Raw genomic sequence first — 25,273 nt, 5'->3', positions numbered from 1 at the left:
AATGAGCCAGGATTTGACCGATAAGCACCGGCTCGACGCGGACGGAATAGTGAAGGATGGCGTTGCTCACTATCAGGTCAGCGACCGCGAACTGAACAGCTATCGGGAAGCAAATGAGGCTTTGTCAGGCATGCATGCGCCGGTATTTCTGACGGCCAATAGACCGAACTCCCGTCTCTACCTCGCGGCGTTTGATGGCACCGGAAATGATGTGACCCGTGATCCACATCACCCTACCAATGTCGCGAAGCTGGATGCATCCATCAAAGTGTTGAACGAGCAGGGAATGGGCTCGGTCAGGTCCGGCTATGTTGCCGGACCGGGTACCCAGGCGGGCTGGTGGGGGAGGACGATCGACGGTGCCAAGGGACATACCTACGATGCGCGCCTTGAGGAGATGTACGAAAAATTCATTAATCAGGCGGGGGCGTGGAAGCGTGAAAATTCCGATGTCGATATTCAAGTAGCGTCGACCGGCTTCAGTCGCGGTGCGGAGCAGGCTGCAGGATTCACTCGCCTGGTTCATGAGCGTGGAATCCAGGATCCGCTGGGAGCGACCTACGAACGGGATTCCCAAGGCCAGATCAAAAGCGTTGCCTATGGCAACCCGCCGCTGGTGACCCCGGGCCAGGTAGCGCAGGCGGTGGCCCTGTTCGATCCGGTGGGTACGGGGCAGCCGGTCAACGAAAAAGATCGGCGCCTGCCCCCGTCAGTGATCTCCGGCATGCAGATCACGGCCGCGGATGAGCACCGGGTACTGTTCAAGTCCACCCGCATCATCGATCCGGGAATGACCGGCGATGGCCGCTTCCTTGGCGTCATTGTGGCCGGCGCCCACTCCGATATTGGCGGCAGCTATCACCGCGACGGGTTGGGCAGCCGGAGTGGCAATCTGGTTGTCGACTACCTCAATGCCCTCAGCGACAAACCATTGCTGGAAAAGCAGCCTGAGCCGGATGATCCACGTCTCAACGTGATCCATCGCTCCGAGGAAGGGATGTTGTTGTACCGGATGGGCCGCAGGGTCGATCGTTTGCAGCCGGACGGCTACGTGGAGCGACTGGTGCCTGGGCGCATGGCCAATGTTGCCGACCCGTTCAACGCCGAGCCGCGCGATGAAGTACTCAACGGCCGGTTCGCGCGACAGCCGGTAGTGATCGGCCCGGTGCCGGCGAATCCGTCTGAGCGGCTGGCGCCCGCCCCGCCTCCACCCAGATTTGGCCCGGACCAGCCGGGTCATCCCGACCACGGACTTCATCAGCAGATCCGCCAGGGGGTGGAGCGGCTCGACACCGCCCATGGACGGCGCTTTGACGAGGTGAGCGAGCGGATTGCCGCCAGCTTGTTGCCGGTTGCCAAGCAGCATGGATTGACCCGGGTCGATCACGTACTGCTCAGCCGGCACGGCACGCATGCGGCGGCTGGAGGCACCCTGTTCGTGGTGCAGGGAAAGATGGATGATCCCGCGCGGAAAATGGCGCATGTGGACACGGTGGCGGCGGCGCAGACGCCGGTCGAGACCTCGTTCAACCGGCTCGACCAGGTCAATGAACAACAGGCGCAGCAACGGGAACAGGAACGGGCGCTACAGGAACAGCGAAGTCACAGCCCGCACGCGCCGGCGATGGGAATGTAATCCGGTGTTTGCGGCGTGCTGCTGTTGCTGGCGCGACCGGTCGATCTGCCGCAGTGGGCTGGCTGTCCGCTGCCGGGCTACTTCTGTTGCGACAGGTATTCGATCACCGCTTTGCGCCGCGCCGGGTCGGCGGTGGCGTTGACCATCCTGGTGCCGGGGACTTTCTGCGTGGGGGATTTGAGGAAGGCATCCAGCGTCTGCGCATCCCAGATGATGCCACTGGCCTTCATGGCATCGGAATAGTGATAGCCGGGTGCGGTGCCGGCCTTGCGGCCAACGACGCCATGCAGGTTGGGACCGAAGCGGTTGCCCAGTTCCGGGCGGGTGTCATGGCAGCCGGCACAGATGGCGAAGGCACGATGCAGCTCCTGCTGGTGCGGGTCCAGCCCGGCGGTGGAGGACAGCGCATCGCGGTCGCCGCAGGCGGCCAGCATCAGGCAGATCAGCGCTGGCAATGGCAGGCGGAACATCGTTTCCTCGTTGCAGGCGGCGGCCGCGCAGGTGGGCCGTGCGCATGATCGCCGCAGGTGGCGGGCAACGCAAAGCCAAAGCTCATCCGTCCTGCGGGCAACTTCCCCCAGAAAAGCGGCTGCAGCCCCCTTGCAGGAGAAGGGAGGGTCAAAAACCCTCTTCCGGCTTCCGGCTTCCGGCTTCCGGCTTCCGGCTTCCGGCTTCCGGTTCTCCCTCTCCCGTATGCGGGAGAGGGAGACGTGGCTTACATCGCCGGGTAATTGGGGCCGCCACCACCTTGCGGCGTGACCCACACGATGTTCTGGGTCGGATCCTTGATGTCACAGCTCTTGCAGTGCACGCAGTTCTGGGCGTTGATCTGCAGTCGGGTATCGGCCCCTTCGCCGACGAACTCGTACACCCCGGCCGGACAGTAGCGCGCTTCCGGGCCGCCATAGACCGGCAGGTTGAGCGACACCGGAATCGCCGCGTCTTTCAGCGTCAGGTGGCTGGGCTGGTCTTCCTCGTGGTTGGTCGAGGACAGGAACACCGAGCTCAGGCGGTCGAAGGTGAGCACGTTGTCCGGCTTCGGGTAATCGATCTTCGCGTGCTTGGCGGCCGGCTCCAGGCATTCGTGGTCGGCCTGGGTGCGGTGGAGCGTCCACGGCGCGTTGCGGATGCCCAGCTTGGGCAGCAGCCACTGTTCGATGCCGGTCATCAGCGTGGCCAGGCCACGGCCCTTCTTGAACCACTGTTTGAAGTTCTTCGATTGCAGCAGCTCGGTCTTCAGCCAGCTGTTCTCGAACGCTTCCGGATAGGCGCCCAGCTCGTCGCGCGAACGGCCGGCGGCCAGCGCGTCGAACACGGCCTCGGCAGCCATCATCCCGGTCTTGATCGCGGCATGGCTGCCCTTGATGCGGCTGGCATTGAGGTAGCCGGCTTCGCAGCCGACCAGCGCGCCACCCGGGAACACGGTCTTGGGCAGCGCCAGGATGCCGCCGGCGGTGATCGCGCGGGCGCCGTAGGCGATGCGCTTGCCGCCCTCCAGATGCTTGCGGATGGCCGGATGGGTCTTGAAGCGCTGGAATTCCTCGAACGGGCTCAGCCACGGGTTCTTGTAGTCCAGCCCGACCACGAAACCGATGGCGACCTTGCCGCCGTCGGCGTGGTACAGGAACGAGCCGCCATAGGTGTCGCTGGCCAGCGGCCAGCCGGCGGTGTGCACCACCAGGCCCGGCTCGTGCCTGGCCGGGTCGATCTGCCACAGCTCCTTGATGCCCAGGCCGTAGGCCTGCGGGTCGCGGCCTTCGTCGAGCTTGTACCTGCTGATCAGCTGGCGGCCCAGATGCCCGCGCGAGCCTTCGGCGAAAACCGTGTACTTGGCGTGCAGCTCCATGCCGCGCTCGTAGTTGGGGCCGTGCGAGCCGTCCTTGCGGATGCCCATATCGCCGGTGGCCACGCCCATCACCGCGCCGGCGTCGTCATACAGCACTTCGGCGGCGGCGAAGCCGGGGAAGATCGCCACTTCCAGCGCTTCGGCCTGCTGCGCCAGCCAGCGCGTCACTTCGCCCAGGCTGACGATGAAGTTGCCCTGGTTGTGGAAGCACTCCGGCAGCAGTGCATGCGGGGTGGCCCGGGCGCCGGTTTCGCTCAGGAACAGGAACTCGTCGCGGGTGACGGCCTGCTTCAGCGGCGCGCCGCGTTCTTGCCAGTCCGGGAACAGCTCGGTCAGGGCCTGCGGGTCCATGATCGCGCCGGACAGGATGTGCGCGCCGGGCTCGGACCCCTTCTCCAGCACGCATACCGACAGTTCCCGGGCTTTCTCCACGGCCAGCTGCCGCAGGCGGATGGCCGTGGCCAGCCCGGCGGGACCACCGCCGACAATGACAACGTCGAATTCCATCGCCTCGCGCGGCGGCAGGGAAGAACTGGCTTCAGTGTTCATGCGGCGGGACTCTTGGGTAATGGCCGCCACGACAGGGTGGGGCGGCAGTGCCTTGGGGGTGCGCGTCAGCGTGACGCAGCGAGGATGTCCGACGGCGCCGCGGTCCAGACCGCATCGGCATGCGTGGCCAGATGGGCGAACACGCGCTGCAGATGCTTGATCCGGTGCGGCTGGCCCAGCACCCACGGATGGATGTTGAGCGCCAGCAGGCGGCCCTGTCCGGTGCGCCGCGCTTCTTCCAGCAGGAAGTCGCAGGCATCGATCAGCTGGTCCGCATATTCGGCTTCGGCATGCGGATTCTCGCCGACGATGAAGCGATCCTCCAACTCCAGCGACAACGGCAGCGCCGCCATCTCGCCGGCCGCGGCCTGCAACGGGCAGGGGAGCGCGTTGTTGGCCCGGTGGCCCAACCACTCCCGCCCGGCCACCCTGGGCAGTTCCGGGTGCGTTCGGATTGCGACCACCGTGGGGCTGTAGCCAGCGCACCTGCACCCCGCCCGCGGCCGGGTGCCGCGCTCAGCCGGCTGCGGGCGGGCGCAGGCGCGGGAACAGCGGGCTGGCCGCCACAAAGCACCACACCACCAGCACGAACGGCAGGGTCAACGCCGGCATGCCCAGCGGTTCCAGCGCCGCCGACAGCGCGGCATACACCACCGTGGTGGCCACCACGCCCAGCAGGGCATACAGGCTGGAGGTGGCGTTCACCACGAAAAACACGCCGCACAACGCGATCGCGGTCAGCGCCGGATTGAAGCCGAACGCGCCAGCGCGGATCGCCGGCTCGGCCGCGCCCATGCCCCAGGCCACCAGCAAGCCGGCCAGCGAACCAGCCAGCGCCGCCGCGCACGCCACCCGCGAGGCGATCAGCAGGCCCAGCGCGAACAGCACGCCGGTCACCACGTTGCCCTGGAAGAACACCTGGGCGATGCCGTTGAACAGGCCCTCGGCGAGCGTTGAAAAACCGACGATACCCTCGACCGTGGTCGCCTTAGGCAGCCCCGCCGTCGGCAGCAGGCCAGTGGTATGCAGGCGCCCGAAACGTGCGCAGGCCAGGACGAACAGCAGCGTGGTGAAGACGAACGGCGCGGTCAGCGCCGGCAGCTTCCACGCGGAAAACAGTTTCAGCAATGCCGCCATGAACACTGTGGTGCAGGCTGCCGCCACGATCACATAACCCCAGGTCAGCGCATCGGGCTGCAGGAAGTAGAGCAGGGCGATCGCGACCAGGGCGCCATTGAAGCCGAACAGCCCGGCGCGGATCCGGGCCCGGTCGACCCCGAGCAGCATCGCCGTCGCCGTGCTCGCCGCGGTGCCCAGCAGCACCGCCCAGCCGAACAGCGCCGAGTTGTAGAAAATCCCGATCAGGAAGGCCAGCCCGGTGAGGCGGTTGTCCTGCAGCATCACCTGGCCGATGCCGCGCAGTATCGCGTCGGCGAAGCCGGTCAGCGGCTGCCAGGGACGGGCGCGCGCGGTGTCGTGGTTGCCCGCTGGCAGCGGTGCGGCGGCCGTTGCCGGCATATCGGAAGAATGGGATTTCATGGGGTCCTTGCGGGGTGGGGAAGCGGAGCGGTGCGCTGGGGAACACCGCGGACGCACAGTCTGTCATCCCGGCGGCCGCCGGGCACCGCGCCCTACAGAAAGCGCAGCCACTGCTGTCCGATCCGGGTGAATGCAGCGGCGTGGCCGGCCACCTCGTCGGCATCGGCAAACCGCACCATGGCACGGTCGTCGGCCAGCCACTGCAGCAGCTTTGCCGGGTCTTCCAGCAGCGGATGGCCGTGCACCGCGGGCCGCTTCTTCGCGCCCAGATGCAGGATCACGCCAAATCCCTGGTTGCCGCGCAGGTGCAGCGTGGCGAAATATTCGTGGGTATGGAAGCTGGGGACCTTCCACTTGATCGCTTCGCCCACCTCCGGGGAAATGGCCCGCAACAGGTGCCGCAGGTGCGCGATGCCGGCCTTGTGCGGATGCTGCAATCCGGCCATGAAGCGGACCACGGCCGGGTCGTCGGCCGCGCGGACTGCGACGGCGCGGGGAGACAGGACCGTGTGGCGGACTGCTGGCCGGGACGTTGCGTCACCGCCAGGGCTGCCGGGACGGCGCCGGGCGGATGCACCTGGCGCGGCCCCCGCCAGAGGCGGATCAGAGCGCGGGTCCATTCACCGGTACCCGCTGGAGCGTGCCCGGATTGGCGGCAGCCACGCCGCGCAGGTTGATCGCCGCCATCGCCTTGCCGTCGGCCGAACGGCCCGGCGCGAACGCCTGGCAGCGGCCCCTGCCGCAGCAGCGGTGCGCAGCGGGTCTGTGCCGGCGTTGATCGTGGGCGCCTGTTGCGGCACAAAGGCGGTCAGCGGCTGCGTGCCGCTGCACGGCGCGCGATCGCCTTCACAGACCTGGCAGGCCCGCCCTTCGGCAGTGAACGGGGGCGCACCACAACGGCAGCTTCCGGACAGCATGGCTGGCTCCCTGGCATGGAATTCCGGTCGAAGCGCATCCTACCGCCAGTACTGGCGCACCACCCATTCAGCTTGTGCAGGCTGCAACCACATGATCGGCCAGTCCTGCGTGCCGCGATCGCTCCAGGCCGGTTCGCCGACACGCAGCAGCGGAATACCACCTCCCGCTGGAGCGCATCCACTTTGCCGGCGAACCGGCCGGACGGGACGTGCCGGGCATGGAGGCTGCGGTCACCCACCCGCCGCCGCTGCGATCCTGACCACCTGATTCGACTACCTTATCCCGTACCTTCCGGGCGCGATGGCGCTCCTGTGAGACACCATGACACTCAATCCGTTTGACCTCTTCGACGTCCGTTCCCTGCTCAGCGAAGAAGAGCGCGCCGTGCAGGACAGCGTTGCCCGCTTCACCGACGAGCGCGTGTTGCCGATCATCGGCGACTGCTTCGACCAGGGGCGCTTCCCGACCGAACTGATCCCCGAGATCGCCGATATGGGCCTGCTCGGCTGCTCGCTGCCGGAGCAGTACGGCGGCGCCGGGCTCAACGGGGTCTCCTACGGGCTGATCTGCCAGGAGCTGGAGCGTGGCGATTCGGGCATCCGCAGTTTCGTCTCGGTGCAGAGCTCGCTGTGCATGTACCCGATCTACGCCTACGGCTCGGAAGAGCAGCGCCTGCGCTGGCTGCCGGACATGGCCAAGGGCAAGGTGATCGGCTGCTTCGGCCTGACCGAGGCCCACGGCGGCTCGGACCCGGCCAGCATGAAGACGCGCGCGGTGAAGGACGGCGGTGACTGGGTCATCAACGGCTCCAAGATGTGGATCACCAACGGGTCGGTGGCCGATATCGCCATCGTCTGGGCCCACACCGATGACGGCGTGCAGGGCTTCGTGATCGAGAAGGGCACCCCGGGTTTCAGTGCCCAGGAAATCAAGCACAAGATGAGCCTGCGCGCCTCGGTGACCGGCGCGCTGTTCTTCGACAACGTGCGCGTGCCCGATGCCAACCGCCTGCCCAACGTGACCGGCCTGAAGGGCCCGCTGGGCTGCCTCACCCAGGCCCGCTACGGCATCACCTGGGGCCCGATCGGTGCCGCCATCGCCTGTCTGGACGAAGTGCTGGCCTACACCAAGGAGCGCATCCTGTTCGGTCGCCCGGTGGCCGCCACCCAGAGCGCGCAGATCAAGATGGCCGACATGGCCCGCCGCATCACCGCCGGCCAGCTGCTGGTGCTTCAGCTGGGCCGCCTGAAGGATGCCGGGCAGATGCAGCCGCCGCAGGTCAGCTTGGCCAAGTGGAACAACTGCCGCCTGGCGATCGACATCGCCCGTGAATGTCGTGACCTGCTCGGCGGCGCCGGCATCACCACCGAGCACAGTGCAATCCGGCATGCGCTGAATCTGGAATCGGTGATCACCTATGAAGGCACCGAGACCGTGCACCAGCTGGTGATCGGCCGCGAGCTGACCGGCATCAACGCGTTCTGAGTGCCGGGGCCGCGCTGGGAGGCCCTTGCCTGTGAGCCAGCAGGCGGTCCGCCGGCGGCGGCTTCCCGTCGGCACGCCGCAACCCGGGGATTTCCCGTTGCGGCAATGCCCGGTTCGCCAGCCCGCGCACCACGGAGTGTTGCTGGAAATGCGGGGCAGGCGTCATCGCGCCGCAGGGCACGCTCATCCCCGCAAAAAAGCCGCCCGCAATGCTGCCGGGCGGCTTGCCTGGGTGGCCGCAGGTGATGCGGTTACGGCATCAGCACCTTGTCGATCACGAAGATCACGCCGTTGGATTGCCTGACGTCGGCGATGGTGATGTGGGCGACGTTGCCCTTGGCATCGGTGACGGTCCACTTGCCACCGTGCTCGGCGACGGTGATCGAAGCGCCCTCGACCGTCTTCAACGTGGCCATGCCCTTGTGCTTCTTGACCAGCTTGGCGAGGTCGTGGGACGTGTAGTTTCCGGCGACCACGTGGTAGGTGAGGATCCTGCTCAGCGTGGCCTTGTTTTCCGGCTTCAACAGGGTGTCGACGGTGCCGGCCGGCAGGGCGGCAAACGCCTCGTTGGTCGGCGCGAACACGGTGAACGGACCGGTGCCTTCCAGCGTGTCGACCAGCCCCGCGGCCTTAACCGCGGCCACCAGGGTGGTGTGGTCCTTCGAGTTCATCGCGTTCTGGATGATGTTTTTGGCCGGGGACATTGCCGCTCCGCCCACCATCACCGTCTTCTGCATGCCCATTGCATCCATTTCACCGGCCATCGCGACCGGTGCCAGGGCCGTGGTCGCCAGTGCCAGCGACAGGCCCACGGTCAGGGAGCGCATGCGGGAATAGCTGTTCATGAGGGTTCTCCAGGAGTTCGCTTCGCGGACTGGAAGCACTTGCAGATACGTGCAAGGCAGTTGCCTGGATGCACGGCCGCGTGGCGCGCGGTACCGCACTTCAGTGAGATGAGGTACAGGTGAAAAGCACGGTCCGTCGCACCTGCAGACAACGGCGGCCGGAGTCAGCGGTCCAGGCGTGGTTCCGAAGAAAGCGTTGAACCTTCACGCGAACTTCCGGACCCGGTCCAACTGGGTCAGCCGGTGGATCGTTTCGCTGATCTCCAGCCTCCGCGCCGTCGCCGCCTCGGCCACCCGGCGTTCGCCGCCGAGTACCTGCAGGCGGGGGGTGTTGCCGTATCAGGCCGACGGTGTCGAGCGCGTGCGCGTAGCGCATCGCCGCGCTCTGCGCGATCACGCGTGCCGGCGCCGGGGCGACGCTGCACCAGGCGCCGACCAGCTGCGCCAGCGCCGCACGCGCCTATGGCGGCGGACACTGAAGCGTTCGGACAGTTCCAGTTGGGTGGGCAGCAGCATGCCAACGGGGTGATCGCCGCGTTCGATGCTGTTTGCAGCAGGTCACCCCGTTCCGCATAGCGGGGGTTGCGGCGTCGCGTACCGGTCATGGGGGCAGATCCTTGTTCAAAGTCTGCGCGAGGGTCCGTGCCAGCTGCCGGCCCGGGGCTCCCGGTGTTCGGAGATGGCAATGGCGACCAGAGCGATGTCGCGGTGGCGCAGGCGGTGTTCGCGCAGGCGCGCGCTGCCCGCAGCCGGCACACTGCAGGCTTTCAACGACGTGCGGTCCCGGATATGCCCATGCGATTGACCGAAGCCCTGCTGCTGCAGGCGCAGGCCCTGCAGTTCGACGACCTCGATGCCGCCACCGTGGCGACGGCCAGCCAGCCGGCACTGCCGGCCGCGTGCCGCCAGCGGTGGCCGCGATGAATCTGCTCGAGGGCGTGCGCGTGCTGGACCTGTCGCGGATTCTTGCCGGGCCGTGGGCGACGCAGCTGTTGGCCGATTTCGGCGCTGACGTGATCAAGCTCGAGCGTCCCGGGGCCGGTGACGACACGCGCAGCTGGGGGCCGCCGTATCTGAAGGATGCCGACGGCAACGACACCGCCGAGTCGGCGTACTACCTGTGCGCCAACCGCGGCAAGCGTTCGATCGCCATCGACTTCACCTGCGCCGAGGGCCAGCGCCTGGTCCGCGAACTGGTCGCGCGCAGCGATGTGCTGGTGGAGAACTACAAGGTCGGCGGGCTGAAAAAATACGGGCTGGATTTCGCCAGCCTGCAGACGGTCAATCCGAAGCTGGTGTACTGCTCGATCACCGGCTACGGCCAGGACGGTCCGTACGCGCAGCGCGCCGGCTATGACGCCGCGATCCAGGCCATTGGCGGGTTGATGAGCGTCACCGGCGAGCCGGATGGCGCGCCCGGCGCCGGTCCGCAGAAGGTCGGTGTGGCCGCGACCGATCTGATGACCGGGATGTATGCGGCCACCGCGATCCTGGCCGCGCTGCGCCATGCCGAGCGCATCGGCGTGGGCCAGCAGATTGATCTGGCGCTGCTCGACACGCAGGTGGCGTGGCTGGCCAACCAGGCCTCCAACTATCTGGTCGGCGGCGTGGTGCCGGGCCGCCACGGCACCGCGCATCCGAACATCGTGCCGTACCAGGTGATGCCGGCGGCCGATGACTATTTCATGCTGGCGGTCGGCAACGACGGCCAGTTCGCGCGGCTGTGCACGGTGCTGGGCGAGCCGGGGCTGGCCAGTGATCCGCGCTACGCGAGCAACGCCGCGCGGGTCGCCCATCGCGCCGGGCTGGTGCCGCAGCTGCAGGCGATCCTGCGCACGCGCCCGGCGGCCGAATGGCTGGCCGCGCTGGAACAGGCGGGGGTTCCGGCCACCCCGGTCAACCGCATCGACCAGGTGTTCGCCGACGCCCAGGTGCAGGCGCGGGGGCTGCGCATCGAGCTGCCGCATGCCAGCGGCGCGCAGGTGCCGGGGGTACGCAATCCGCTGCGCTTCTCCGCCACCCCGTTGCAGTACCGCCATGCCGCCCCGGTGCTGGGCGAACACAGCCGGCAGGTGCTGCACGAGCTGTTGGCGCTCGACGCCGGGCAATTGCAGGCATTGCAGGCGCAAGGCGTGGTTGGGAGACCGGAAGCGGACGGAGGCGGATTCAGCGGGGCGGCAAAGTAGTTCCTGGCCAGGCCCACGACCATGAAATTCCCGGCGCCACCGCAGGGGTCGAACGGTGTCCGCTACCACCGCCTGGCCTTGCCGGCACCAGCAGCCGGTTTTTCGGTGCCGGGCTCGCGCGTGTCCTCACCGCTGTTCGCGGCCCGCCGTATCGCCAAGACCTGGTGGATCCGGCATCCGGTGATTGCTGCCGCTTGGCACCGCCCGGGCGGGCGGTGCCTCGACGGTTATGACCGGCAGCGACGCAAGCCGGGGTGCAGCCGACGGGTGGAGGCGCAGCTGATCGATGAAGTTGAAGGCCTGACCTTGTGGATCTGCACCGTGGGTCTGCAGGCGGGGGAGCCGGCCTGGCGGCGGGTCGCGTCAAGCCCCGCCGGCGAAACCCAGCTGGCGCCAGGCTTCGAACACCACCACGGCCACCGTGTTGGACAGGTTGAGGCTGCGGTTGTCCGGGCGCATCGGCAGGCGCAGGCGGCGGCCGGCGGGCAGCGCATCGAGCACGTCTTGCGGCAGGCCACGGGTTTCCGGGCCGAACAGGAACGCATCGCCTTCGGCAAACGTGATGCTGTCGTAACGCACGCTGCCGCGGGTGCTCAGCGCGAACAGGCGCGTGGGCGCGATCTGTTGCAGGGCGGTGTCCAGGTCCGGATGCACCTGCACCCTGGCGTACTCGTGGTAGTCCAGGCCGGCGCGCCGGAGCTGCTTGTCACTGAGGTCGAAACCCAGCGGTTCGATCAGGTGCAGCCGCGCGCCGGTATTGGCACAGAGGCGGATCACGTTGCCGGTATTGGGCGGTATTTCAGGCTGGAACAGGATTACGTCGAAGGGGGGCGCGGCAGTCATCGCCGCAGTTTACGCGGTGCCGGGCGGGTGCCGGAACGTTGCTGCGGGGCAACGCCCGCTCAGCGCGTGAGCAGGTCCGCGGCGATCCCGATCGCCAGGGTCTGCAGGTCAAGCGCGGCCGGACGCAGATGGGTCACCGGCAGGGTGATCACCCAGTGCCCCAGTGCGGTGGCCACTGCCGCCGAGCCGATGGCATAGCCGTTGGCGCGGGTGGTGTCGGCGGCGAGCGCGGCGCGCTGCTCCGGCGACGGGCGCACTTCGACCGCGGCCAGGGTGACCACCGCCCGGTGGGCGCTCAATTCGGCGTTGCGTTCAACGATCTGGCCGACGCTGGGGCGTACCTGGACCGCGCTCAAGGTGTGGATGGGGCTGGCCGCCTCATGCTGCTGCTGGGCGATCTGATCCGCAGCAGGACGCACCTGCACCGTTTCCAGGGTGATCGGAGAGGCGGCATGTGCGGTGGAAGCAAGCGCGGTGCCGGCGGCGAGGGCGAGGGCAATGGCGAGAGACTGTGCGTTCATGGCGGGACCTATTTGGTGTGTGTGAACAGCGGTGTGGTAGTAATGTAGTACACCAATTTGAGGGATGCAAGAAATTTCTTTCATTTCGGCAATTTGTTCATCATCCAGTCAGCTTTGGTTTGATCCTTGCCTCCCCCGTGGTTTCCAAAGCAGGCCGCGTGCCAACTGCAAGTGACTGGAAATAAAAGGAATAAAGGTGTTTGTGCGGTGTCCGCTGTCCGGACACGGCGCGCCGGCCGCCGCCGCGGACACCCATGGCAGCCATGCCTCGGGCCCCGGCCCAGCGATCGAGGCCGGTGTGCGCCAGCCCATGACTGCCGGCGGATGTGTTTCGCGCGGCGGCCAGCTAGGATCGCGTTCACCTTCATTGCTCAAGGAAAGTGGAATGACTGCTTCGCGTTCCCGTGCCGCCCTGCTTGCTGTGGCCCTGTCTGCCGCATTGGGAGGGCTGGCGTATGCCCCGGCCCCGTTGCAGGCCAAGCCCGCCGCCGGCGTGGGCGTGGACATTCCGTTCGAGCAGTTCACCCTGCCCAACGGCCTGCGGGTGCTGGTGCACACCGACCGCAAGGCGCCGATCGTGGCGGTCAACCTCTGGTACCACGTCGGCAGCAAGGATGAACCGGCCGGCCGCACCGGCTTCGCCCACCTGTTCGAGCACCTGATGTTCAACGGCAGCGAGAACGCGCCGGGCGAATACTTCACCCCGTTCGAGGCGGCCGGTGCCACCGACATGAACGGCACCACCAATACCGACCGCACCAACTATTTCGAGAACGTGCCCACCACCGCGCTGGACATGGCGTTGTGGATGGAGTCCGACCGCATGGGCCACCTGCTGGGCGCGATCGACCAGAAGACCCTGGACGAGCAGCGCGGGGTGGTGCAGAACGAAAAGCGCCAGGGCGAGAACCAGCCCTATGGCCAGCTGCGCGAAGTCATTTCGCACACCATGTATCCGGTGGGCCACCCGTACCACCACACCACGATCGGTTCGATGAACGATCTGGATGCCGCCTCGCTGGAGGACGTCAAGAACTGGTTCCGCACCTGGTACGGCCCGAACAACTCGGTGCTGGTGCTGGCCGGCGATATCGACCTGGCCACGGCCAAGGAGAAGGTCGCACGCTATTTCGGCGATATCCCGGCCACGCCGACCATGGCCCAGCCACGGGTCGATGTGGCGGTGCTCAAGCAAAACGGCCGCACCGAGCTGGAGGACAAGGTGCCGCAGGTGCTGGTGCAGCGCATGTGGAACGTGCCGCAGGTGGGGGACAAGGATGCCGACCTGCTCGACCTGGTCTCGCAGGTGCTCGGCGGCAGTGCCAGCTCGCGGCTGGACGCGCGCCTGGTGCACCGTGACAAGCTGGTCGACAGCGTCAGCGCCAGCAACTACAACGCCCAGCTCAGCGGCAGCTTTTCCATCCGCGCGCTGGTCAAGCAGGGAGTGGACCCGGCCAGGGTCGAGGCGGTGATCGACGACGAGCTGCAGCGCCTGCTCAAGGACGGCCCGACCGCCGAAGAGCTGGCGCGTGCCAAGACCGAATATCGCGCCGGGTTCATCCGCGGCATCGAACGCATTGGCGGCTTCGGCGGCAAGGCCGATGCGCTGGCCTCGTGCGCCACCTTCACCGGCAATCCGGGCTGCTTCCGCGATTCGCTGCAGACCGTGGCCACCGCCACCCCGGCGCAGGTGCGCCAGGTGGCGGCCCAATGGCTGGGCAATCCCAGCCACACCTTCCTGGTCAAGCCGGGGGTGCGCAAGCCGCTGGCCGAGGATCCGTCGGTCAAGCCGGCCCCGTTCACGCTGCACGCGGCTGATCCGAAATACACCACCCTGCCCGGCCGGGTGGACCGCAAGCTCGGCGTGCCGGCCGTGGACAGCTTCCCCAAGCTGGTGTTCCCGGTCCTGCAGCACGCCACGCTGAAGAACGGCAGCAAGGTGATCCTGGCCGAACGCCATGACATTCCGGTGGTCAACATCAGCTACGAATTTGCCGGCGGCTACGCCAGCGACCACGGCGGCAAGCTGGGCACGGCCAACTTCGCCAGCCAGATGCTGGACGAAGGCTCCGGCGACCTCGACTCGCTGGCGTTCAAGGCCCGCGCCGAAGATCTGGGCGCCCAGCTCCAGGCCGGTGCCGCGCTGGATGGCTCCAACGCCTACCTGTCGGCGCTGAAGGAGAACCTCGACCCGTCGGTGCAGCTGTTCGCCAACATGCTGCGCACGCCACGCTTCGATACGGCCGAGATCGAACGGGTCAAGAGCCAGTGGCTGGCCGGTATCGCCCAGGAAAAGGCGCGGCCGCAGACCGCCGCCCTGCGCGTGCTGCCGCCGCTGCTGTACGGCGCCGGCCATCCCTACAGCATGCCGTTCACCGGCAGCGGCACCGAGGCGTCGGTGGCCACCATCACCCGCGACGACCTGCTCAGGTACCAGCAGCAGTGGCTGCGCCCGGAACAGGCCACGGTGATCGTGGTCGGCGACACCACCCTGGCGCAGATCGTGCCGGTGCTGGACAAGCATTTCGGCGACTGGAGCGGCGTCGGCCAGGCGGCCGCGCGCGTGGAGGTGCCGCAGGTGGCGCGTCCGGCCAAGCCGCGCGTGTTCCTGATCGACCAGCCCGGCGCGGTGCAGGCCAACATCTATGCCGGTGAGCTGATGCCTTCGATCAAGGACCCGGGCGCGGTGCAGCTGGGGCTGTCCAACGACGTGCTGGGCGGGTCGTTCACTTCGCGCCTGAACATGAACCTGCGTGAGGAAAAGCATTGGTCCTACGGGGCGCGCACCGTGATCAGCCCGGCGCTGGGCCAGCGTCCGTTCCTGGGCGTGGCCCCGGTGCAGATCGACAAGACCGCCGAATCGGTGGCGGAGATGCAGCGCGAGATCGCCGACTACGGCACCGGCAAGGTGCCGGCGACCGCGGCCGAAGTGACCAAGGTGGTCGACAATGATCTGCGCAGCCAGCCCGGTGCCTATGAAACCGCACGCGCGGTGATGGGCACCATCGGCGGCATCGTCCGCTATGACCGTCCGGACAACTGGGTGCAGCTGCGCAATGCGCAGGTGGCCGCGTTCACTCCGGCCCAGGCCAATGCCGCGGCCAAGGCCATCGACGCGCAGGCCCTGACCTGGGTGATCGTCGGTGACCTGTCCAGGATCGAGGCGCCGGTACGTGCGTTGAAGCTGGGCGAAGTCAGCGTGATCGACGCCGATGGCGAGCCGGCAGCTGGCAAGAGCAAATAAGGTCCCTGCCCGACACCCTGGCCGGCTCCCTGCGGGGGCCGGCCAGGGATCATCATTGATTCATCGCCTCACGGCACAATCCATTCTGTTCTTCACAAAGGTCCACCCCATGCGCGTTCTGATCCTCTCTGCCCTTATCGCCAGCACCGCGGCCTGTACCTGGGTGCCGATCGACTCCTCGGGCAAGACGGTGCGGGTGCTGCCGGCCGGGCCGGTGCTGCCGGGCTGCGTCAACAAGGGCGAGATCGTGGTCAGCGTCAAGAACAAGGTCGGTTTCTACAACCGCAACCCGCTGCGGGTGCAGGAAGAGCTGGAAACCCTGGCGCGCAACGAGGCGCCCAGCGCCGGTGCCAACGCCGTGCAGGCCGCCGGGCTGCCGGCCGATGGCAGCCAGCGCTATCAGGCCTACCAGTGCCCGGCGCGCTGAAACGGATTTCCGTGCGCTGGCGCGACATTCTGTAAAGATGCGGTGAAAACCCGCAGGCGCTAGAATAGCGCCCCCTTCGCCTGACCCTTGGCGCTATCCCGATGCTTTTCCAGAATGTCTCGATCGCGGGACTGGCGCATATCGATGCGCCGCATACGCTGACCACCAAGGAAATCAACGAACGCCTCAAGCCGACGTTGGACCGGCTGGGCATCCGCGCCGATGTGCTGGGCGACGTCGCCGGCATCCATGCCCGGCGGCTGTGGGACCACGGTACCCAGGCCTCCGATGCGGCGACCATGGCCGGCCGCAAGGCGCTGGAGGATGCCGGCATCGGTGCCGACCGCATCGGCCTGCTGGTCAACACCTCCGTCAGCCGTGATTACCTGGAGCCGTCCACGGCCAGCATCGTGTCCGGCAACCTCGGCCTGGGCGAGGAATGCACCACCTTCGACATCGCCAACGCCTGCCTGGCCTTCATCAACGGCATGGACGTGGCCGCGCGCATGCTCGAGCGTGGCGAGATCGACTACGCGCTGATCGTCGATGGCGAAACCTCCAACCTGGTCTATGAAAAGACCCTGGAGCGGATGAGCTCGCCGGACATCACCGCCGCCGAACTGCGCAACGAACTGGCCGCCCTGACCACCGGGTCGGGCGCCGCGGCGATGGTGATGGCGCGTTCGGAACTGGTACCCGACGCCCCGCGCTACAAGGGCGGCGTGACCCGCGCGGCCAACCAGTGGAACAAGCTGTGCGTGGGCAACCTGGACCGCATGGTCACCGATACCCGGATGCTGCTGATCGAAGGCATCAAGCTGGCCCAGCGCACGTTCGAGGCCACCCGCCTGGCGCTGGGCTGGGCGGTGGAGGAGATCGACCAGTTCGTCATCCACCAGGTCAGCCAGCCGCACACCAACGCCTTCATCAAGTCCTTCGGCATCGACCCGAAGAAGGTGATGACCATCTTCGGCGAGCACGGCAACATCGGCCCGGCCTCGGTGCCGATCGTGCTGAGCAAGCTCAAGCAGCTCGGCAAGCTCAAGAAGGGCGACCGCGTGGCATTGATGGGCATCGGCTCGGGGCTGAACTGCACCATGGCCGAAGTGGTCTGGTAACAGCGCCGCACCGCTCTGCCACGAACGCCCGCCGGCCCCGCCTGCGGGCGTTTCGCGTTTCTGGTCCCACAATGCGCAACAAAAAAAATAGAAAATCTGCACATGAAAAATGACTGTGTATAAAAATCTGCATTTCTTTTAGCCGTTGGCTAACGGGGCTGTAATGGTGCTGCAACCCCTGTCACAGATTGACCCACGCCGATTTGAAAAAACCGTGCCTGTGTTCCGCGCCTTGATTTCGGCCAACCGTGCGCTGGCCGAACTCAAGGGGTTGGCTGCCAGCATTCCCAACCAGAACATCCTGATCAACACGCTTACCTTGCAGGAAGCGCGCGACAGTTCGGCCATCGAGAACATCGTCACCACCCAGGATGATCTGTACCGGGAGGAGGATCCCGCCGAGGCCGTTGGTACGGCCACCAAGGAGGTGCTGCGTTATGGTCAGGCACTGCGTGCCGGGCACCAGCAGGTACGTGCAAGCGGCCTGCTGACGCTCAATACCCTCCTGGGTATCCAGCAGCAGCTGGAATGCAATCAGGCCGGGTTCCGCCGCCTGCCGGGCACGGCGCTGCATGATGGTGGCGGGTGCGTAGTGGATGAACCACCGCAGGATGCCAATGAGGTACGCCGGTTGATGGGGGAGCTGGAGCGCTTCATCCATGACGACCCGCCATACGCCGTCGATCCACTGGTGAAGATGGCGCTCGTCCATCACCAATTTGAAAGCATCCACCTGCTCCACGACGGCAATGGCCGTAGCGGGCGCATCATCAATGTGCTCTATCTGGTCAAGGAAGGTCTGCTGGACATTCCCGTGCTGTACCTGAGCCGGCACATCGTCCGCACCAAGCCAGACTACTACCGGCTGCTGCAGAGCGTGCGCGACGACGACGCCTGGGAGGAGTGGGTGCTGTACATGCTGCAGGCGGTGGAGGTGACCGCCACCGAGACATTGGCCACGGTGCAGGCGATCAAGACGCTGTTGCAACAGACCAAGCTGCGTATCCGTGGCCAGTACAAGTTCTACAGCCAGGACCTGATCAACAACCTGTTCAACCACCCGTATACCCGGGTGGAGTTCCTGTGCCGTGACCTGGGCATCACCCGCGTTACCGCCGCCAAGTACCTGGACATATTGGCCTCCGATGGCGTGCTGGAAAAGGTGCGCTCCGGGCGCAACAACTATTACATCAACCACGCGCTGTTCGAGCTGCTTGCGCGTGGGGATGCCGCCGTCTGAATACATGGGGCGGCGGCATGATGCGCTCAAGGCCACCGGCTACGAGGGCCACGCGCTGGAAGGGCTGCTGGTGCGGCTGCTGTTTTGCCTATTGGCCGATGACACCGGCATCTTTCCCCCACTGACCATGCCGCCGGCGCTGGTCAAGGCGCACCAGAAACCAGACAAGGCGGTGGACGCGGCCTATCTCGCCGCCGAGAAGGCCGTCGGTCGCAAGCCACCGAAGCTCGGTACCGATGCCGAGCGCGTGGCCTTCCTGTTCCAGCGCTATCAGGCGCTGGTGTCGCGCAGGCGGTCGCCACTGGGGTCGTTGAACGGAATGCCGGTGTCATGCACGCGGCGCCCCGGAGGCTGACGATCAGTAGCCGCGCCGTCGGCGAGCCTGCACCACCGGGCGGCAGCCCAGTGGCAGGTGGGCTTCGCACAGGCGGCAGGCGCGGATGCGGGCCATGAGGCTGTCCAAGGATTCCGGCATGGCGACTCCGGGCGGTGGTGCGGTCTGGCGCATTGTGGTCCGCCTGCGCGCGCTTCACGGGGCCGGGGCGCGGCCCGGGGGCATGGCCTACAATGCGCGCCTTGTCCGTGATTGCGTGATTTCCCCGATGCTGTACCCCGGCTACCCCACAACCCGCCACCGCTTCGAGGTCCGTCCGGGGCTGTCGATGAACTACCTCGACGAAGGCCCGCGCGATGGCGAGGTGGTGGTGATGCTGCACGGCAACCCGTCGTGGAGCTACCTGTGGCGGCACCTGGTCAACGGCCTGAGCGACAAGTACCGCTGCATCGTGCCGGACCATATCGGCATGGGCCTGTCGGACAAGCCCGACGACAGCCGCTACGAGTACACGCTGCAATCGCGCGTGGACGATCTGGACGCGCTGCTCACGCACCTGGGCATCACCGGCCCGGTAACGCTGGCGGTGCACGACTGGGGTGGCATGATCGGTTTCGGCTGGGCACTGTCGCACCACGCGCAGGTCAAGCGGCTGGTGATCACCAACACGGCCGCGTTCCCGTTGCCGGCGGAAAAGCCGATGCCGTGGCAGATCGCCATGGGCCGGCATTGGGGGCTGGGGGAGTGGTTCATCCGCACCTTCAATGCGTTCTCCGCCGGTGCCTCGTGGCTGGGCGTGAGCCGCAAGATGCCGGCCGAGGTGCGCCGCGCCTATGTCGCGCCGTACGACAGCTGGGCCAACCGCATCGCCACGATCCGCTTCATGCAGGACATCCCGCTGTCACCGGCCGACAAGGCCTGGTCGCTGCTGGAGCGTGCCGCCGCAGCGCTGCCGACGTTTGCCGACCGCCCGGTGTATATCGCCTGGGGCCTGCGTGATTTCTGCTTCGACCACCACTTCCTGGCCGGCTTCCGCACCGCGTTGCCGCAGGCCGAAGTGACCGCGTTCGAAGACGCCAACCACTACGTGCTGGAAGACAAGCACGAGGCCATCGTGCCGGCGGTGCGGGCGTTTCTGGAGCGCAATCCGATCGTGTGACCACCAGCGACGGATAGAGCGGGGCAAGACCCCGTTGTCCGCAATGCACCGTCCAGGGCCCTGCCAAGTACACCTGGGGCGACAGTGTCACGCGGCGACGGGTGTATCCGGTGGCGATGACGGGCTGTTGCCGCTGTCGTCGGGATGGTTGTCGTTGTTGTCCGCGCCATCGCGCCAGCGCCAGTCGGCCAACGTCAACGGCGCCAGCCCGTGCGCGGCGCGCGCGCGATCACACTGCGGGCTGGCCTGGCCGTATTCCCACGACGCATCGACTTCACGGCACACGCTGGGGCGATTGGGGTGGATGGTGCAACGCGAGTACTCGCCGATGCGCGCATCCAGCGCCACACAGCGGATCGGGTCCGAATAGGTGCCCTGCATGCACAGGCGATGCGGGTCCAGCTGCTGGGTCAACGCCTGCGGCACGCCGCCTTCGCTGGCTTCGTCCGATTCCATCCAATGAAAGGCGACGCGGTACTGGGCGCAGCAGGCGCCGCAGCTGAGGCAGGGATGGGGCATGGGAGCCGGCCTTGGGGCGGCAATGCGGAGGGGGAAGCTGGAAGATTTTCCATGCCGCCGATCCGCGCGCAAGAAATTTCTGCAGCGGTGACAATATGCCGATGAACGATTCCTGCAATATCGCCGCGCGCCTGCCCGAACTGGCGCGTGAACGGCCCGACCAGATCGCCATCCGCTGCCCCGGCAAGCCTGCCGCCAATGGCATGGCCCGCTACGACGTCACCCTGGATTACCGCACGCTCGATGCGCGCAGCGATGCCATTGGCGCCGGTCTGGCCGCGTACGGCATCGGCCGCGGCGCGCGCGCGGTGGTGATGGTGCGACCGGGCCCGGAATTCTTCCTGCTGATGTTCGCGCTGTTCAAGATCGGTGCGGTACCGGTGCTGGTGGATCCGGGGATCGACAAGCGCGCGCTCAAACAGTGTCTGGACGAAGCCCAGCCGCAGGCCTTCATCGGTATCCCGCTGGCGCAGCTGGCGCGGGTGCTGCTGGGCTGGGCCAGATCGGCCCGGCAGCTGGTTACGGTCGGTGCGCGCTGGGGCTGGGGTGGCACCACGCTGGCAAAGATCGAGGCGGCCGGTGCCGGCGCCGGCAGCCAGCTGGCGGCCACCGCGGCCGATGACACCGCGGCGATCCTGTTCACCAGCGGCTCGACCGGTGTGCCCAAGGGCGTGGTGTACCGCCACCGCCATTTCAGCGGCCAGATCGAGCTGCTGCGCAACGCCTTCGGCATCCAGCCCGGCGGTGTCGATCTGCCGACCTTCCCGCCGTTCGCGCTGTTCGACCCGGCACTGGGGCTGACCTCGGTGATCCCGGACATGGACCCGACCCGGCCCGGCAGCGCCGATCCGCGCAAGCTGCACGACGCCATCGCCCGCTTCGGCGTGACCCAGCTGTTCGGCTCGCCGGCGCTGATGAAGGTGCTGGCCGACTACGGCCAACCGCTGCCGACGGTGACCCGGGTGACCTCGGCCGGGGCGCCGGTACCGCCGGAGGTGGTGGCCAGAATGCGTACGCTGCTGCCGCCGCAGGCCGAGTTCTGGACCCCGTACGGCGCCACCGAATGCCTGCCGGTGGCGGTGATCGAAGGCCGCGCACTGCAGGACACCCGCGCCGCCACCGAAGCCGGGGCTGGCACCTGCGTCGGCCAGGTGGTCGCGCCGAACCAGGTGCGCATCATCGCCATCGACGATGCCGCCATCGCCGACTGGAGCGGGGTGCGGGAACTGCCGGCCGGGCAGGTGGGCGAGATCACCGTGGCCGGGCCGACCGCCACCGACAGCTATTTCAACCGCGATGCCGCCACCGCCGTGGCCAAGATCGGCGAAACCCTGGCCGATGGCCGCCGCCGCAGCGTGCACCGCATGGGCGATGTCGGCTATTTCGATGCGCAGGGCCGGCTGTGGTTCTGCGGGCGCAAGACGCAGCGGCTGCAAACCGCGCGCGGGCCGCTCTACACCGAACAGGTGGAGCCGGTATTCAATACCGTGCCCGGCGTGCGCCGCACCGCGCTGGTCGGCGTGGGCGGCTGCGGCAGCCAGCGGCCGGTGCTGTGCTATGAACTGCTGCCCGGCGCGACTGCCGCTGCGGTCGCGCCACAGCTGCGCGCGCTGGCCCAGCGCCATCCACACACGGCCGGCATTGCAGACTTCCTGCGGCATCCCGGCTTTCCGGTGGACATCCGCCACAACGCCAAGATCGGCCGCGAGAAACTCGCGCACTGGGCCGCCACGCAATTGAAGGAACACGCATGAAGATTCTGGTGACCGGTGGCGGGGGGTTTCTCGGCCAGGCCTTGTGCCGGGGCCTGGTCGAACGCGGCCACGAGGTGCTCAGCTTCAACCGCGGCCACTATCCGGCGCTGCAGGCGCTGGGCGTGGGCCAGATCCGTGGCGATCTGGCCGATGCCAACGCGGTGCAGCATGCGGTGGCCGGGGTGGATGCGGTATTCCACAACGCGGCCAAGGCCGGCGCCTGGGGCAGCTATGACAGCTACTACCAGGCCAACGTGGTCGGGACCGACAACGTGCTGGCCGCCTGCCGCACCCACGGCGTGCGCCGGCTGGTCTACACCTCCACCCCGAGCGTGACCCATCGCGCCACCCATCCGGTGGAAGGGCTGGGCGCGGACGAGGTGCCCTATGGCGAGGATTTCCAGGCGCCGTACGCGGCGACCAAGGCGATTGCCGAACAGCACGTGCTGGCCGCCAACGGCGCCGAGCTGGCGACCGTGGCGCTGCGCCCGCGGCTGATCTGGGGCCCGGGCGACAACCAGTTGCTGCCGCGGCTGGCCGAACGCGCCCGTGCCGGACGCCTGCGCTTTGTCGGCGATGGGCTCAACAAGGTCGACACCACCTATATCGACAATGCCGCGCAGGCGCACTTCGATGCCTTCGACCATCTGGTGGTCGGTGCGGCGTGCGCGGGCAAGGCGTACTTCATCTCCAACGGCGAACCGCTGCCGATGCGCGAGCTGCTCAACCGGCTGCTGGCCGCGGTTGGCGCGCCGGCCGTGGAGAAGTCGATCCCGTTCAAGACCGCCTATCGCATCGGTGCGGTGTGCGAAAAGCTGTGGCCGCTGCTGCGCCTGCGCGGCGAGCCGCCGATGACCCGCTTCCTGGCCGAGCAGCTGTGCACGCCGCACTGGTATTCGATGGCGCCGGCACGGCGCGACTTCGGTTACGTGCCCAAGGTGTCGATCGAAGAAGGCATGCGCCGGCTGCGGGCCAGCGTCGAGCCGGCAGCGCGCTGACTGCACGCGTGCGGCACCGCCCGGCCACCGTCGCCCTGGCACGCCATCCCGGGCGGTCGAATTGAGGCGGTGGACAACGTGCGGCGCGGGGGCGTTGACCTGCCATGGGCGGCGGTGTAGACGAAGCGCTCACAACCCTGAAGCCGATGTGCACGCCATCACCGGATGACGACTTTCGCTTGCCCAAGATGGCAGCGCGCCAATCCGGCACGACACGTCAATTGGACTTTGCCATGCTGCATTACGCCGTCGTCTTTTTCGTCATCGCCATCATCGCCGCCGTGCTGGGCTTCAGCGGTATTGCCGGGGCTGCCAGCAACATCGCCTGGATCCTGTTCGTGGTGTTCCTGATCCTGGCGGTGATCTCGCTGTTCCGCAAGAAAGCCTAGGGGCACGATTGCACTGCACGATGACGGCCCGCCCGGGTAACCGGAGCGGGCCGGTTCTTTTTTCCGCTATCCGGGTGACAGCGGCCGGTGGAAATAGGCCACGGTCTTGCCGTTGTCCAGCGTGGCTTGGCCCACCGCGCTGAAACCCAGTGCAACGTGCAATGCCAGCGAGGCCGGATTGGGTGGATCGAGATTGATCTCACACACCAGATGCGTATGCCCGTGTGCCGCGGCGAAGCGGATCAATGCGGCGTACAGCCCGCGTGCCAGGCCCCGGCCGTGCAGGGCCTCCGCCACCACGATGCGGTCGATGTAGACAAAACGCGGGTAACGCGCCGCCAGCCACGCGAAGTTGGGGTTGTCGTAATCGGCCGTCTGGTCCAATGCGATCAGCAGCGCCTCGGCCTCTCCTGCGGTGCGCGCAAAACAGGCCTGCGCCAGCAGGCGTGAAAACGCCTCGGGGCTTTGCCAGGACAGTTCGGTCGCGTGGGCATTGTTCAGGGCCAGCAGCGCGGCAATATCGGCGTCAGTGATGGCGCGGGGCGCTTCACCGGAGGCAAGGCCTGTGCTCATGCCGGTGCGCCGATCGAGCTGCGCAGCGCCTGGTCGGCGGCATGGCGTTGCAGCGCCAGTTCGATCAGGCGGGTGATCAGCGCGGTGTAGTCCAGGCCGCTCGCGCCCCACAGCTTGGGATACATGCTGATCCTGGTGAAGCCGGGCAGGGTGTTGAGTTCGTTGATCACCACCTCGCCTGCGGCGGTCAGGAACAAGTCCACGCGGGCCATGCCGATGCACTCCAGCGCCTGGTAGGCACGGAGGGCGGTCTGGCGGATGCGCGCCTGCGCATCCGCGTCGATGTCGGCCGGGATCACCGTCTCGGCGCCGTTGGCGCTGAGGTACTTGGTGTCGTAGGCGTAGAAGTCGTCATGCACCACCACCTCACCGCAGACGCTGGCCTCGGGGTGCTCGTTGCCCAGCACCGCGCATTCGATCTCGCGGCCACTGATCGCCGATTCCACCAGCACCTTGTGGTCGAAGGACAGTGCCAGCGCCATCGCGGCGTTGAACTCGGCGGCGTTGCGCACCTTGCTCACGCCCACCGACGAGCCCTGGTTGGCCGGCTTGACGAACAGCGGCGAACCCAGTTCGGCGACCAGCGTGGTGTAGTCGGCCTGCGCGGCGCTGATCCGGTTGAGACAGACAAACGGCGCCACCGCCAGCCCGGCATCGCGCAGCAGGCGCTTGGCCACGTCCTTGTCCATCGCGGCGGCCGCACCCAGCACGCCCGGTCCGGCGAAAGGCAGGTTCAGCGTGCGCAGCAGGCCCTGCAGGCTGCCGTCCTCGCCGAGCGTGCCGTGCACGATCGGGAACACCACGTCCAGCTGCGGTACGGCCCGACCGTCGGCGGTGACCAGCTGGCCGCGCCCGGCGCCGGGAATCACCGACAGCACCGGGCCGGAGGTGTCCAGCGCGATCCGCGCCGGATCCGCGGCGTGGTGCAGGAAGCCGGCCGGATCGCACAGGTGCCACAAGCCCTGCTTGTCGATGCCGATCAGGCTGACGTCGAAACGCGCCTTGTCCAGCGCATCCAGGATGTTTTTCGCCGATTGCAGCGAGACCTCGTGTTCGGCCGAACGCCCGCCGAAGATGATGCCTACCCGGGTCTTGCCCATTGCCTGACCGCTCCTGCCACTGTCTGTTGAGGGGGCATAGCATGAACCTT

General features: G+C 67.2%; 24 protein-coding genes. 13 read left to right on the top strand and 11 right to left on the bottom strand.

Translation table 11 applies throughout. The features are described from left to right. The first annotated feature begins 1 nt into the window (after position 1). On the top strand, positions 2 to 1,636 hold the full coding sequence (locus tag QZH66_RS06075; protein WP_305805062.1) for an XVIPCD domain-containing protein: 1,635 nt from the start codon (positions 2 to 4) through the stop codon (positions 1,634 to 1,636). Between the two features lie 77 nt (positions 1,637 to 1,713). On the opposite strand, the gene QZH66_RS06070 is transcribed toward QZH66_RS06075, so the two are convergent. The 5 genes from QZH66_RS06070 to QZH66_RS06050 all read right to left on the bottom strand — a co-directional run bounded on the left by QZH66_RS06070 (position 1,714) and on the right by QZH66_RS06050 (position 6,028). After that, on the bottom strand, positions 1,714 to 2,070 hold the full coding sequence (locus QZH66_RS06070; protein ID WP_345783835.1) for a c-type cytochrome: 357 nt from the start codon (positions 2,068 to 2,070) through the stop codon (positions 1,714 to 1,716). A gap of 281 nt (positions 2,071 to 2,351) precedes the next feature. After that, positions 2,352 to 4,031, bottom strand: coding sequence for an electron transfer flavoprotein-ubiquinone oxidoreductase (locus QZH66_RS06065; RefSeq protein ID WP_305805060.1), 1,680 nt, complete (start codon positions 4,029 to 4,031; stop codon positions 2,352 to 2,354). A gap of 65 nt (positions 4,032 to 4,096) precedes the next feature. Next, positions 4,097 to 4,495 (bottom strand): hypothetical protein, encoded by a 399-nt coding sequence (locus QZH66_RS06060; protein ID WP_305805059.1) that lies wholly within the window; start codon positions 4,493 to 4,495, stop codon positions 4,097 to 4,099. Positions 4,496 to 4,547: 52 nt separating this feature from the next. Continuing rightward, positions 4,548 to 5,570 carry an urea transporter gene (locus QZH66_RS06055; protein WP_305805058.1) on the bottom strand — a complete coding sequence of 341 codons (1,023 nt, stop codon included), beginning with the start codon at positions 5,568 to 5,570 and terminating at the stop codon, positions 4,548 to 4,550. Positions 5,571 to 5,662: 92 nt separating this feature from the next. Then, on the bottom strand, positions 5,663 to 6,028 hold the full coding sequence (locus tag QZH66_RS06050) for a DUF1801 domain-containing protein (RefSeq protein WP_305805057.1): 366 nt from the start codon (positions 6,026 to 6,028) through the stop codon (positions 5,663 to 5,665). 781 nt (positions 6,029 to 6,809) lie between these two features. Between QZH66_RS06050 and QZH66_RS06045 the strand changes: the two genes are divergently transcribed. Continuing rightward, the gene (locus QZH66_RS06045; protein ID WP_305805056.1) at positions 6,810 to 7,973 is read left to right on the top strand and encodes an acyl-CoA dehydrogenase family protein; all 1,164 of its coding nucleotides are present in this window, start codon (positions 6,810 to 6,812) and stop codon (positions 7,971 to 7,973) included. 251 nt (positions 7,974 to 8,224) lie between these two features. On the opposite strand, the gene QZH66_RS06040 is transcribed toward QZH66_RS06045, so the two are convergent. Then, on the bottom strand, positions 8,225 to 8,800 hold the full coding sequence (locus QZH66_RS06040; RefSeq protein ID WP_305805082.1) for a fasciclin domain-containing protein: 576 nt from the start codon (positions 8,798 to 8,800) through the stop codon (positions 8,225 to 8,227). A gap of 813 nt (positions 8,801 to 9,613) precedes the next feature. On the opposite strand from QZH66_RS06040, the gene QZH66_RS06035 reads away from it, so the two are divergent. Both QZH66_RS06035 and QZH66_RS06030 read left to right on the top strand, forming a co-directional pair. Continuing rightward, complete coding sequence (locus tag QZH66_RS06035; protein WP_305805055.1) at positions 9,614 to 9,742, top strand: hypothetical protein; 129 nt, start codon at positions 9,614 to 9,616, stop codon at positions 9,740 to 9,742. After that, the gene (locus QZH66_RS06030; protein WP_305805054.1) at positions 9,739 to 11,004 is read left to right on the top strand and encodes a CaiB/BaiF CoA-transferase family protein; all 1,266 of its coding nucleotides are present in this window, start codon (positions 9,739 to 9,741) and stop codon (positions 11,002 to 11,004) included. The genes QZH66_RS06035 and QZH66_RS06030 overlap by 4 nt, the downstream gene beginning before the upstream one ends. 363 nt (positions 11,005 to 11,367) lie before the next feature. On the opposite strand, the gene trmL is transcribed toward QZH66_RS06030, so the two are convergent. Both trmL and QZH66_RS06020 read right to left on the bottom strand, forming a co-directional pair. Next, entirely contained in the window at positions 11,368 to 11,847 is a 480-nt protein-coding gene (gene trmL, locus QZH66_RS06025; protein WP_305805053.1) for a tRNA (uridine(34)/cytosine(34)/5-carboxymethylaminomethyluridine(34)-2'-O)-methyltransferase TrmL, read from the bottom strand. A 59-nt stretch (positions 11,848 to 11,906) separates the two neighbouring features. Continuing rightward, positions 11,907 to 12,368 carry a hypothetical protein gene (locus QZH66_RS06020; protein WP_305805052.1) on the bottom strand — a complete coding sequence of 154 codons (462 nt, stop codon included), beginning with the start codon at positions 12,366 to 12,368 and terminating at the stop codon, positions 11,907 to 11,909. Between the two features lie 385 nt (positions 12,369 to 12,753). On the opposite strand from QZH66_RS06020, the gene QZH66_RS06015 reads away from it, so the two are divergent. From QZH66_RS06015 to QZH66_RS05990, 6 genes are all read left to right on the top strand, one after another. After that, on the top strand, positions 12,754 to 15,612 hold the full coding sequence (locus tag QZH66_RS06015) for a pitrilysin family protein (protein ID WP_305805051.1): 2,859 nt from the start codon (positions 12,754 to 12,756) through the stop codon (positions 15,610 to 15,612). Between the two features lie 109 nt (positions 15,613 to 15,721). After that, positions 15,722 to 16,039 carry a DUF4156 domain-containing protein gene (locus QZH66_RS06010; protein WP_305805050.1) on the top strand — a complete coding sequence of 106 codons (318 nt, stop codon included), beginning with the start codon at positions 15,722 to 15,724 and terminating at the stop codon, positions 16,037 to 16,039. A 101-nt stretch (positions 16,040 to 16,140) separates the two neighbouring features. Beyond that, entirely contained in the window at positions 16,141 to 17,157 is a 1,017-nt protein-coding gene (locus tag QZH66_RS06005) for a 3-oxoacyl-ACP synthase III (RefSeq protein WP_305805049.1), read from the top strand. 214 nt (positions 17,158 to 17,371) lie between these two features. Beyond that, positions 17,372 to 18,397 carry a Fic/DOC family N-terminal domain-containing protein gene (locus QZH66_RS06000; RefSeq protein WP_305805048.1) on the top strand — a complete coding sequence of 342 codons (1,026 nt, stop codon included), beginning with the start codon at positions 17,372 to 17,374 and terminating at the stop codon, positions 18,395 to 18,397. Continuing rightward, positions 18,384 to 18,752: a type IIL restriction-modification enzyme MmeI gene (locus QZH66_RS05995; RefSeq protein ID WP_305805047.1), complete on the top strand. Its 369-nt coding sequence runs from the start codon at positions 18,384 to 18,386 to the stop codon at positions 18,750 to 18,752. Before QZH66_RS06000 ends, QZH66_RS05995 begins: the two co-directional genes overlap by 14 nt. Positions 18,753 to 18,999: 247 nt before the next feature. After that, a complete protein-coding gene (locus QZH66_RS05990) occupies positions 19,000 to 19,890 on the top strand; it encodes an alpha/beta fold hydrolase (protein ID WP_305805081.1) in 891 nt (296 codons plus the stop codon). Positions 19,891 to 19,977: 87 nt separating this feature from the next. Here QZH66_RS05990 and QZH66_RS05985 read toward each other — a convergent pair whose 3' ends face one another. Beyond that, positions 19,978 to 20,409 (bottom strand): YkgJ family cysteine cluster protein, encoded by a 432-nt coding sequence (locus QZH66_RS05985; protein WP_305805046.1) that lies wholly within the window; start codon positions 20,407 to 20,409, stop codon positions 19,978 to 19,980. Positions 20,410 to 20,510: 101 nt separating this feature from the next. On the opposite strand from QZH66_RS05985, the gene oleC reads away from it, so the two are divergent. The 3 genes from oleC to QZH66_RS05970 all read left to right on the top strand — a co-directional run bounded on the left by oleC (position 20,511) and on the right by QZH66_RS05970 (position 23,550). Further along, positions 20,511 to 22,163, top strand: coding sequence for an olefin beta-lactone synthetase (gene oleC / locus QZH66_RS05980; protein ID WP_305805045.1), 1,653 nt, complete (start codon positions 20,511 to 20,513; stop codon positions 22,161 to 22,163). Then, entirely contained in the window at positions 22,160 to 23,161 is a 1,002-nt protein-coding gene (gene oleD / locus QZH66_RS05975) for a 2-alkyl-3-oxoalkanoate reductase (protein ID WP_305805044.1), read from the top strand. The genes oleC and oleD overlap by 4 nt, the downstream gene beginning before the upstream one ends. Before the next feature lie 233 nt (positions 23,162 to 23,394). Continuing rightward, positions 23,395 to 23,550 carry a DUF1328 domain-containing protein gene (locus QZH66_RS05970; RefSeq protein ID WP_305805043.1) on the top strand — a complete coding sequence of 52 codons (156 nt, stop codon included), beginning with the start codon at positions 23,395 to 23,397 and terminating at the stop codon, positions 23,548 to 23,550. A 66-nt stretch (positions 23,551 to 23,616) separates the two neighbouring features. On the opposite strand, the gene QZH66_RS05965 is transcribed toward QZH66_RS05970, so the two are convergent. Continuing rightward, positions 23,617 to 24,123, bottom strand: a complete 507-nt coding sequence (locus tag QZH66_RS05965) for a GNAT family N-acetyltransferase (RefSeq protein WP_305805042.1) — start codon at positions 24,121 to 24,123, stop codon at positions 23,617 to 23,619. Continuing rightward, positions 24,120 to 25,223 (bottom strand): D-alanine--D-alanine ligase, encoded by a 1,104-nt coding sequence (ddlA, locus tag QZH66_RS05960; RefSeq protein ID WP_305805041.1) that lies wholly within the window; start codon positions 25,221 to 25,223, stop codon positions 24,120 to 24,122. The genes QZH66_RS05965 and ddlA overlap by 4 nt, the downstream gene beginning before the upstream one ends. Positions 25,224 to 25,273 lie beyond the last annotated feature (50 nt).

The sequence above is a fragment of the Stenotrophomonas sp. YIM B06876 genome (genome assembly GCF_030711595.1).
Lineage (GTDB): Bacteria > Pseudomonadota > Gammaproteobacteria > Xanthomonadales > Xanthomonadaceae > Stenotrophomonas.
The sequence above is the reverse complement of the archived record's forward strand: the minus strand, read 5'-3'. Positions and strand labels throughout refer to the sequence as shown.